The organism is Clostridium sp. OM05-5BH, from assembly GCF_003481505.1.
Lineage (GTDB): Bacteria > Bacillota > Clostridia > Lachnospirales > Lachnospiraceae > Otoolea > Otoolea fessa.
On sequence record NZ_QULJ01000015.1, the window covers coordinates 25,462 to 35,549 of the forward strand.

Consider the following 10,088-nt stretch of genomic DNA (forward strand, 5'->3'; position numbering starts at 1 on the left):
TCCGCAATTTTGCAAGACATTCGTAAGCCGCTCATTTTTCTGCGGAAAAAGGCTGCTTACTCATGTTTTGGACTTTGGAACCTTGGTATTCATCATACTATATAATATAATCACTTGGCAATTTGAATATGAAAAAAAAGCATAAAATCTTTCTAAAAACGGTTGCGGGAACCGAGGGGATCGTATACAATGAATCTTGAGAGGTGGTATAGACCGAAAGGAGGCGCGGTACGGAAGCAGCCGTTCTATTTGGAAAATACCAGCTGGAACGTGTGATCGGACGCGGTCGGAGCGGAACTGTTTTTTTAGCCAGGCATCTGGGGCTTGATGAAGAGAGAGCGATTAAGCGTGTCAGGCGGACAGAGAGCGGTTTCATTCAGGAAGCAGCGCTTTTGAAGCGGCTGCGCCATCCGGGAATCCCGATCATCTACGATCTGGAAATTGACGAAAATTATTATTATCTCATCGAGGAATATCTGTGCGGTGAGTCGTTGTATGCCCGAATTGAGAGAACGGGCAGTCTGCAAACGGGAGAGCTTATCCGTCTGGGAATTGAGCTTTGCCGGATCATGAATTATCTGCATTCATTCAAACCAAATCCAATCTTATATTTAGATCTCCACCCCGGGAATCTTCTAATCTGCCGGGAACAATTAAAATTGATTGATTTTGATCAGGCGGCACTGGCGTCTTTGAGCCAGGAACGATCTGTTTGCTATGGAACAAAAGGCTTTGCAGCCCCCGAACAGTACGAGGGAGGGACTCTGGATGAGAGGACCGACATCTATGCCATTGGCGCCCTCCTGTACTATATGGGGACAGGGCATGCCCCAGAGGGGGAGATAAAAGCAGGACAGGGAAGCTGTCGGGGAGATCTGTACATTCTTATGGGGCGATGTCTCAGAATAGAGAAAAAAGAGCGCTGCCAGAGTGTCCGGGAAGTGTTAGAGGCATTGGAAAAACTGGAGGCGCGCATATTTGCAGAACGTCATATACCACTTCTCAGGATTGCCGCAGCAGGCAGCCGGAGCGGAATCGGGGTTACACATACCGCACTTGGCGCGGTCCGATATCTGCGGCAGAAAGGAGTTTCCTGCCTTTACAGGGAGCAGAATGACACGGGGGCAGTCCGCAGGCTGGCATCCTGGTATGGGCTGGCGCCGGATGAACATGGAATTTATTACATGGACGGTCTGGCGTTGAAACCCAGATACAGCGATGTGGTGCAGCTGGAACAGCCAGTGTTTGAAGTGATTTTAGATGACTGCGGAACCGAGCTCCAGACGGTTCTGGAGGGGGAGTATGATTTGATTCTTTTCGTCTGTGGATTGCAGCCGTGGGAGAAAGAAGATTCTCTGCGGGCGATCCGGTTTCTGGGAGCAGAAGAGGGACTCCAGATTTTATTAAATCACAGAAAATGCGGGCGGGATTATCTTCCGGAGGAGGTCCGGCATCTTAGGTATCTGCGGCTTCCGTTTTTAACCCCGCCGTTCGATGCAGGCGGAAGGCGGGGGCAGGAAAATGAGGCAGCGGAGGAGACAGAATTTTTTGAAAGGATTTTCCGGGAGGCAGCTCTCAAAAAAGGACGGGGGACCAGGCAGGCAGCAAAAGAAGGGGGACTCTGGCGGAACATCCGGCGAAGGTGGGAGCGCTTTATGGGTGGATTCCCGTGGCAGTGGAAATAGGAGGAAATACAGATTAAAATCGGAAAACGGGGCGAAAGCTCAAAAGTGGGGCGAAAATTCAGGCAAAAACCAGTGCCAGACACAAAGCAGGTCGGGACAGAACGCTTGGAATGTATCGGGATAGCCGGGAGCGGACCATCGGTTGGGGTGACACACTTTTCGCTTATGACGGCAGCATATCTGTCCGGGGTTCTGTGCCGGCGAACGGCGGTTCTGGAACAAAATGAGAGCGGCTCATTTGCACAGCTTGAAAAGATATTCCGGACGGGAAAAAGAAGGGAAAAACCGGTTATAGACGGGGCAGGACAGCCGTTTGAAATTAGGGGAATTTTTTTCTATCAAAAGGCTGAACGTGCAGAATGGTACGATTGTTCGGAAAGGGGGATGGAGGCGATGGTGATCGACTTCGGAGCCTTGACACAGAAGAATCAGGATGCCTTTTTTCGATGCAGCCGCTGTTTTCTGGTCGGTTCGGTCAGCGGATGGCAGCTGGCAGATTTTGCGGCATTGGCAGCAGAAAAGCAAAAATGGAAAAAATGGTGTGAGTATTTCGTCTCATTTGGAGAAGAGGAAGCTGTAAAAATGGCAGAGCAATATCTGGATATCCGGATCCGGCGAATCCCACTGCAGAAGAACGCATTGATGGTTACGGGAGAGTCCATGACTTTTTTTGGAAAATTCCTACGATAAGCGAGGCAGACCTGGGGTTATAAATTACCGATTATCTCCGAAAGGTCAAAAGTTAGAAGGGGCTGTTTTCGCGGAATGGAGAAGGTGTGGAATGGTAGTGAGAAAAAGTAAAAAAGAAGAGGCAGAGAGGAGGCGTAGGGAACAGCAGAGAATATTTGTCGAGGGATTACAGCGATATAAAAGCAAAGGAATCCAGATTTTAATTGATGGGAGGGAGTGCAGGCCAGAAGAATACAGGAAGCTGTGTGAGTTCCGGGAGGACGGCTCGTTTTATATGGCTGATTACGTCGGAGCGGAGACAGGAGTGCTGACAGAGATACATTTTGACCGGGTTTACAACCGGTGATAAGAGAGGTGCCGTTTTGTCCGTATCTGGACAGTCCGCCGGATTTTTCTTTCGGAGAAAATGGTGAGAACTGTTTAGATGGTGCTATTACAGTTACTGGGCACGTATGCGTAAACAGTAACCTATTACAGGGAAAATGAAAGAGGAGTTAAGAAAAAAGTCAACATTCCATGGAGCTGGTGTGATATAATAAGGGCACTTAGCGAGGTATTTTCGAGCTTAGTGCTTATGGTATTACCTTAACATACACCGGAGGAAAACATGGAAAGAGGAAGATCAAGGAAAGCACGTTCGGGCTGTCTGGGACGGATTTTCGGGTTTGTGCTGTTTTTAATCGTGGCAGCCGTTGGTGTGATTGCAGCGGTCAAATATATGCCAAGCCGGGAGAGGGCGGATCTGGATGCTCTGTACGCGGCGGGCGGCAGCGACCGGGTGGCGCTGTATCTGAACTATGAACGTCAGGAGGAGAGCGGGGTCTACGTGGACGGGCAGACGTATCTGCCGGCTACGTGGGTAGATGCGAACTTAAATGAACGTTTTTACTGGGATGCCAATGAGGAAATACTGGTGTACGCCCTGCCGGAGGAGATCGTGAAAAGCGACGAGACGACAGTGGATGAGGACGGAAAAAAGATCCTTTACCGGGATGGCGATGCAGTTTATCTTTCACTGGCTCTGATTCAGAAATACACCGATGTGCGTCTGCAGGCGTATGATGGTGAGGCACAGAAGCGGGTTTTCGTGGAAAATAACTGGGATCCGGTCACGGTGGCAGATGCGGCGTGGAGCGCCAAGATCCGCTTAAGAGGCGGCTTGAAAAGCCCGATTGTGACTGAGATAAAGCGCGGCGGGACAGTGACGGTGCTGGAACAGTATGACAACTGGGCGAGAGTCATGACACCGGACGGTCATATCGGATATATGCACAAGTGGAAGATGAAAAATCTGCATGAGGAGACGTTAAAGAGTGATTTTACTGCTCCGGTCTACCAGAATATTTCACTGGATCAGAAGATTGTGATGGTCTGGCATCAGGTAACGATCGCGGCGGCAAACCAGGCGATGGATTCTCTGATTGCAAAGACGAAAGGTGTCAATGTCATCGCGCCGACGTGGTTTACGCTTAGCAGCAACAGCGGCGCGTATGAATCTCTGGCAGATAAGTCCTATGTGGATCGGGCGCATGAAAAAGGTCTGCAGGTCTGGGCGGTACTCGACAATTTCAGCCGCGAATGCAGCAAGAACGTGCAGGCGGAGGTGCTTCTTTCCAGGACGTCTGTGCGCGAAAAACTGATTGAAAATATGATGACAGAGGCGGACCGTTATGGATTTGACGGTATCAATCTGGATTTTGAGAGTTTGAAGACGGCGGCGGGTGTCCATTACATTGAGTTTATCCGCGAGCTGTCGGTTTCCTGCCGTAAGAAAGGGCTGGTGCTGTCGGTCGATAACTATGTTCCGGCGGTATATAACCGTTTCTACAACCAGAAAGAGCAGGGCAACGTCGCAGATTATGTGATTATCATGGGTTATGATGAGCACTATGCAGGCGGCGAAGCCGGTTCTGTTTCTTCGATCGGATATGTCGAAAACGGCATCAAAGATATGCTTTCCCTGGTTCCGAAGGAAAAGGTAATCAACGCAGTCCCGTTCTACACAAGGCTCTGGACGGGAAGCGGCGACAATGCGTCCTCCCGTGCGATGGGAATCTCCGAGGCGACAAAATGGGTGTCGGAGAGCGGCATGGATCTGACCTGGGATGATTCGGCTGGTCAGTATTACGGCAGGCTGGACAGCCAGAACGGCGAACAGCAGCTCTGGATGGAGGAGACAAGGTCTCTGGGACTCAAGATGGATTTAATCAAGAAATACGACCTGGCAGGCGTAGCCGGATGGCGGCTGGGGCTGGAAACCAGCGACGTCTGGGATGTGATTGGCTGGGAGTAGAGACAATTTAATTAAGATTCAATGATTCAAAGTAGGGTGGAAGTCTCATGCGGGAGCGTGGGGCTTCTGCTTTTTTATGTAATAGGAAATTCCTTGGGATCCCCTATTACACAAAAAGGCACTAACGTGCCAATGATGCGCACTCGCGCGAAGATGTAGTTTGTCGCAAGCGACCGCGCTCGGCGCGAGAATGTGCCAAGGCACATTCTTCTTTATAAAAAAGAGCGTCTTGGACAAAAAACCTCCGGGCGGAAAGATTGATTCATCCGCCTGGAGGTTATTAAAACATCAAAAATATTGTTTTGTCTGGGAGAAATGTGATTATTCTGCCTCTTTTGCCTGATCGATCAGGTTGGTGTAGAAAGCAAGAAAACTGTCATCACCTTCAGCGATCATAGCTTCCGGATGGAACTGTAAGCCCATCACGTAGTCTTTATCTTCTCTGACGATTGCTTCGATGATTCCATCTGGAGCAGTAGCAACGACTTTCAGGTTGTCACCTAACTGATCGACTGCCTGATGATGCCAGGAGTTTACAGTGTAGGTGCCTTCTCCGCCAAATGCGGCAGCAACGATGTTATCTTTGTCTACGGTAATCTCATGTTTTGCGAATACCTTACGGTCCGGATCGCGATGTTCGATATCGGACGGATTCTGAGTCGGAAGATCCTGATATAAGGTACCGCCGCTTAATACGTTTAAGAACTGCATGCCACGGCAGGTGCAGAGCATCGGGATATCCTCATCGAGAGCTGCCTTGATTAAAAGAGAATCAGAAGTATCTCTGACTTCGTTTACAGTCTCTAATTTTTCGTTTGGCTCTTCGCCGTAGTAGCTCGGATCAATATCTTCGCCGCCGGTCATAACCAGAGCATCGATTTCTGCCAGAGCATTTTTCGCGTCATCCTCGGTTTTGATCTGAGGAAGATAAATTGCTTCGCCGCCAGCTTTGGTAACGGCATCTATATATAACTGTGCATCTTCGTCGATTTCGTCTGCATTCCATGAAACGCCGACTTTGACTTTCTCTTCTTCGTCATTCGCCGCTTCTTCGGCAGTCTCTGCTTCGCCTTCTGTCTCGGTTACTTCGGCTTCAGCCGCTGTTGTATCGGCTGCCGGTTCAGACTTTGTTCCACAAGCTGTTAAAGAAAAAGCCAGGGATAAAGAAAGAAGCACTGCACTGGTCATCATTTTAATTTTTCTCATTCGAATTTCCTCCCTAATACAAATTGTCCTCCCAAACATGGCTGGATTCTAACATAAAACAGTCAGAAAAATACAAAAAGATACATAAAATTACATAATAAAATAAAATAATTTTTAATGACACCTAAAAGATATAATATAATTTTGTAGATATACGAAAAATGAGCGAAAATAAGGAGGCGTAAATGGAAGCGAAGAATTGAGTAGGGAGGAGTACGGGGAAAAGCCCTGATAACAGAAAGTTATACCTTCATTCCCTTTCTTAATTGGATTTTCCCCGCAGGCAGGCGTTACAATAAGGACGGAAAAAACAGACGGGCAGCCGGGTCAAGGCTGCGGGGCTGATAGAGATGGCGGAGTGCAGGAAAGACTCCGAGAGAATATGACAAACCAAATGGAGGAAATCAAAACATGGGGAAATCACTTACCAGAAAGATTATTGAGTCACATTTCGTATCGGGCGATATGACGCCGGGCAAAGAAATTTTTATCAAGGTGGATCAGACATTGACACACGATATCAATGCCGTTATGACTTATCTGGCATTCGAGGCGATCGGGCTGGACCGTGTCCGCACGGAGTGTAGCGTCAGCTACCTCGATCACAATTTATTATATGTAGATAATAAGACGCCGGACGACCACATTTATTTGCAGTCCGCAGCAAAGAAATTCGGCGTGTATGTGTCCAGACCGGGCAACGGCATCTGCCATACCGTTCATGTATCCCGTTTTGGTGTGCCAGGCAAGGTATCGATGGGCGGAGACAGTCACACACCGCATGGCGGCGCGATCGGTATGCTGTGTATCGGTGTCGGCGGCATGGATGTAGCAACGGCGATGACGGGTGTTCCGATGCGTCTGACGATGCCGAGAGTCGTCCGTGTCAACCTGACCGGTAAATTAAGACCGGGCTGCAACTCGAAGGAAGTTATCCTGGAAATGCTTCGCCGCGTGACCATCAAGGGCGGTCTGGGAAATGTATATGAGTACGTGGGACCGGCAGTTGCCGAGATGGAGATTCCGGCACGTGCGACTATCGCAAACATGGGTGCGGAAATGGGCGCGACCACTTCCATTTTCCCGGCAGATGCACAGGTAAAGAGATTTCTGGCTGCACAGGGACGTCCGGAAGCATACACAGAGCTTCTTCCGGATGAGGACGCCGAGTACGACGAGACGATCGATATCAATTTAAGCGAGTTAGAGCCGTTGATCGCATGTCCGCACCAGCCGGACAATGTTATGCCGCTGCATCAGGCGGAAAAGAAGAGAGTACAGCAGGTATTTATCGGAAGCTGTACCAATGCAAGCTATGCCGATATTGCAAAAGCAGCACTTGTATTTAAGGGACATCATGTGAATGAGGATGTAAGCTGTACCTGTGCGGTTTCTTCCAAGCAGGTGTACCGTCAGCTGATGCGCGATGGATATGTGGAGATGCTTCTGGATGCGGGTGTCCGTCTTCTGGAGATTGCCTGTGGTCCGTGCTGCGCAATCGGTCAGACTCCGGCGACCGACGGTGTGGCAGTCCGCACCTCCAACCGTAATTTCAAGGGACGTGCCGGGAATCCGACTGCCAAGATCTATCTGGTAAGCCCGGAGAGTGCTGCAGCGACAGCGATTATGGGGACCTTCGCAACGGCAGAAGATATTATGGGTGAAAATGTGAAGATCCTGGATTCAATTCACGAGCCGGATCAGTACGATATTGATGATTCGATGATTCTTCCGCCGCTGTCTCCGGAGGAAGCTGCGAAGGTGGAGATTGTCCGCGGACCGAACATCAAGTTTCTTCCGGTTCCGGAGCCGCCGCAGGAGACACTGGATGCTCCTATCAGCTTAAAAGCCCGTGATAATGTATCCACCGATGATATTACACCGGCAAGTGCTGAGTTCAGCAGTATGCGTTCCAATATTCCGCTGATGTCCCAGTATTGCTATCATCGATATGATCCGGAATTTGCAGCTCGCGCAAAAGAAATGGGACAGAGCGTTATCATCGGCGGTGAAAACTATGGACAGGGTTCCTCCCGTGAGCATGCGGCTATTAATCCCATGTATCTGGGTGTAAAAGCGGTCATTGCCAAGAGTATTGCCCGTATCCATAAGGGAAACCTGGTAAATCATGGCGTAATTCCAATGTTGTTTGAGGATGGAGCTGATTATGACCTCCTGGAGCAGACAGATGAGCTTCATATCGATAACCTGCGGGAGCAGATTGCAGCACGCCGTGTACAGATTACCGATAAGACAAAAGGATTCTCCTTCTGGGCTAAATTAGAATTGACGGATAAAGAAATCGAAGTTGTCTTAAATGGCGGACAGCTGAGGACACTGAAAAAACAGCTGGAAGCAGAGAAAGAAGCGTAGTCATTTATTAATTATGCCTCCATTATATTTTTATATACAATAACTACTTATTCACCAACTTATTTATTTTGGGAAAAGGCGCCTGTGCGGATGTGCAGGCGCTTTTTCGTGCGACTTGACGGAAGAAAGACATTTGTAGTAATCTTGTGGTAGAATAAGAGTGAAGATTGTGAAAGAAATTGAGAAAAAGACATTGTTTGGAGCGCTTTTTGCGGTGATAGTCAAGGCGTTAAGTGTCCTTACGGAGAATATCGAGGTATTCGGTATAAGAATATATCTTCGCCTTTCCAGATTTGTCTGTTTGCTTCAAGATTCCATCATTGACCAAAATGGAGACTACCTTTGACACAGTATTATAGGACATGTCAAGAGCTGTAGAGGTTTTCTGAATATCAATAATAGGATTTGATTCCAAATAGGCAAACACTTTAAGAACGCTGGTACGCTGTCTCTTTGTGAGAGCATCAAATAATTTTGTGCTTTTATCGTGTAATGCAGTAAGATAATCAATTGTATGAATCGCATCTTCTGCGGAATCTGCAAAAGCCTGAAGGAAAAAAGAAATCCATTGCTCATAATCACCAGTACGTCGCACCTGAGTCATACGGTCATAGTACTCAATACGGTTCATCTTGAGGTAATAAGAAATATAGAGTGCGGGAGTAGACAGAATGCCTTTTTCCATTAGGAAGAGCGTAATGAGAAGTCGTCCAACACGTCCATTACCATCAAGGAAAGGGTGAGTGGTTTCAAATTGATAGTGGATTAATGCGGCTTGAATCAAAGGGTCAAGAGTATCATCACTATTGATATATTTTTCAAGGTCGGACATGGCTGTTAGCATATCTTCAGGATTTGGCGGAATATATCGAGCGTTTTTGAGAGTACTTCCCTGACCGCCAATCCAGTTTTGTGAATACCGGAATTCGCCAGGATTCTTTTCCTGTCCTCGCGCGCTTTCCAGAAGAACTGCATGAGTTTCTTTAATTAGACGATTGCACAGAGGTAGTGTTTTCAGCCGCTCAAGCGCAAACTCAGTCGCACGGATATAGTTAACAACATCGGAAACATCTCGATTGGTGTTGTCTTCAATCAGAGGATTCAAGATATCCTCAAGGGTGCACTGTGTACCTTCAATCTGTGAGGAAAGAAGGGCTTCTTTACGGACATACATGGAAACAAAAAGTCCCATGTTTGGTATACGGGAGGAAAGCCCTTCAAGTGTTGCTATTTTCTTGTTTGCATCAATAAGTTTCGTGAGAAGCTCACCAGATACCTCAATAGGAGGATTTGGTGGAAGCGGAGCTGGCCGAAAGGATTCATACGCCATTTCGCCTGACAGATTACTCACGAGTGTTCCTGCTCGGTTTGTCATAATTGTTTTTTTCCTCCGAAAAATGGAAATTGAAATTTTTGAGGCTATTTTAGCATAGAAATTTCAAGAAATCAACTTATTGTGAAAATAAAGAACGGAAGAAATTTCAGAAAAACGGCTTTTTATGAAATTACTCAAGCAAAATTACCTTGGAAATTTCAAGTTTAGGACAATAAGCGGGAATCCTCGGCAATTTAATTACCGAGATGAAAGCGCAGGAGTGTGCATATCTGCACAATGCAAATAGTATAATAATTCTCATCCTTTGATGGTAATGCCGTAACCGGCATACAATAAAAACGAAAATATGTTCGAATAATAATTGCGTATTACACTTCAATATGATATACTATATGTATGAAAGGAAATCTGATACATTATAGAACTTGCGTGTGTAATATTAACTACCATATGGTATGGTCGGTGAAATACAGACGGAAGATATTAACCCCAGAAGTTGAGAAAT

7 protein-coding genes are annotated in these 10,088 nt (G+C 47.3%); 5 read left to right on the forward strand and 2 right to left on the reverse strand.

What is annotated here, in order from left to right:
- The first annotated feature begins 263 nt into the window (after window positions 1-263).
- The 4 genes from DXB70_RS13310 to DXB70_RS13325 all read left to right on the forward strand — a co-directional run bounded on the left by DXB70_RS13310 (window position 264) and on the right by DXB70_RS13325 (window position 4,668).
- Window positions 264-1,685: a serine/threonine-protein kinase gene (locus tag DXB70_RS13310; protein WP_118472514.1), complete on the forward strand. Its 1,422-nt coding sequence runs from the start codon at window positions 264-266 to the stop codon at window positions 1,683-1,685.
- Window positions 1,686-1,850: 165 nt separating this feature from the next.
- On the forward strand, window positions 1,851-2,375 hold the full coding sequence (locus tag DXB70_RS13315) for a hypothetical protein (RefSeq protein WP_107001814.1): 525 nt from the start codon (window positions 1,851-1,853) through the stop codon (window positions 2,373-2,375).
- Window positions 2,376-2,466: 91 nt separating this feature from the next.
- On the forward strand, window positions 2,467-2,721 hold the full coding sequence (locus DXB70_RS13320) for a hypothetical protein (RefSeq protein WP_022358865.1): 255 nt from the start codon (window positions 2,467-2,469) through the stop codon (window positions 2,719-2,721).
- A gap of 261 nt (window positions 2,722-2,982) precedes the next feature.
- Window positions 2,983-4,668, forward strand: a complete 1,686-nt coding sequence (locus DXB70_RS13325) for a glycosyl hydrolase family 18 protein (protein WP_107001815.1) — start codon at window positions 2,983-2,985, stop codon at window positions 4,666-4,668.
- A 321-nt stretch (window positions 4,669-4,989) separates the two neighbouring features.
- Here the strand turns inward: DXB70_RS13325 and DXB70_RS13330 are convergent, their stop codons facing one another.
- Complete coding sequence (locus DXB70_RS13330) at window positions 4,990-5,874, reverse strand: gamma-glutamyl-gamma-aminobutyrate hydrolase family protein (RefSeq protein WP_181357266.1); 885 nt, start codon at window positions 5,872-5,874, stop codon at window positions 4,990-4,992.
- A gap of 411 nt (window positions 5,875-6,285) precedes the next feature.
- Here DXB70_RS13330 and DXB70_RS13335 point away from each other — a divergent pair, with 411 nt between their 5' ends.
- Window positions 6,286-8,247 carry an aconitate hydratase gene (locus DXB70_RS13335; RefSeq protein WP_107001817.1) on the forward strand — a complete coding sequence of 654 codons (1,962 nt, stop codon included), beginning with the start codon at window positions 6,286-6,288 and terminating at the stop codon, window positions 8,245-8,247.
- A 229-nt stretch (window positions 8,248-8,476) separates the two neighbouring features.
- Here DXB70_RS13335 and DXB70_RS13340 read toward each other — a convergent pair whose 3' ends face one another.
- Entirely contained in the window at window positions 8,477-9,622 is a 1,146-nt protein-coding gene (locus tag DXB70_RS13340; RefSeq protein WP_107001818.1) for a Fic family protein, read from the reverse strand.
- Window positions 9,623-10,088: the final 466 nt, after the last annotated feature.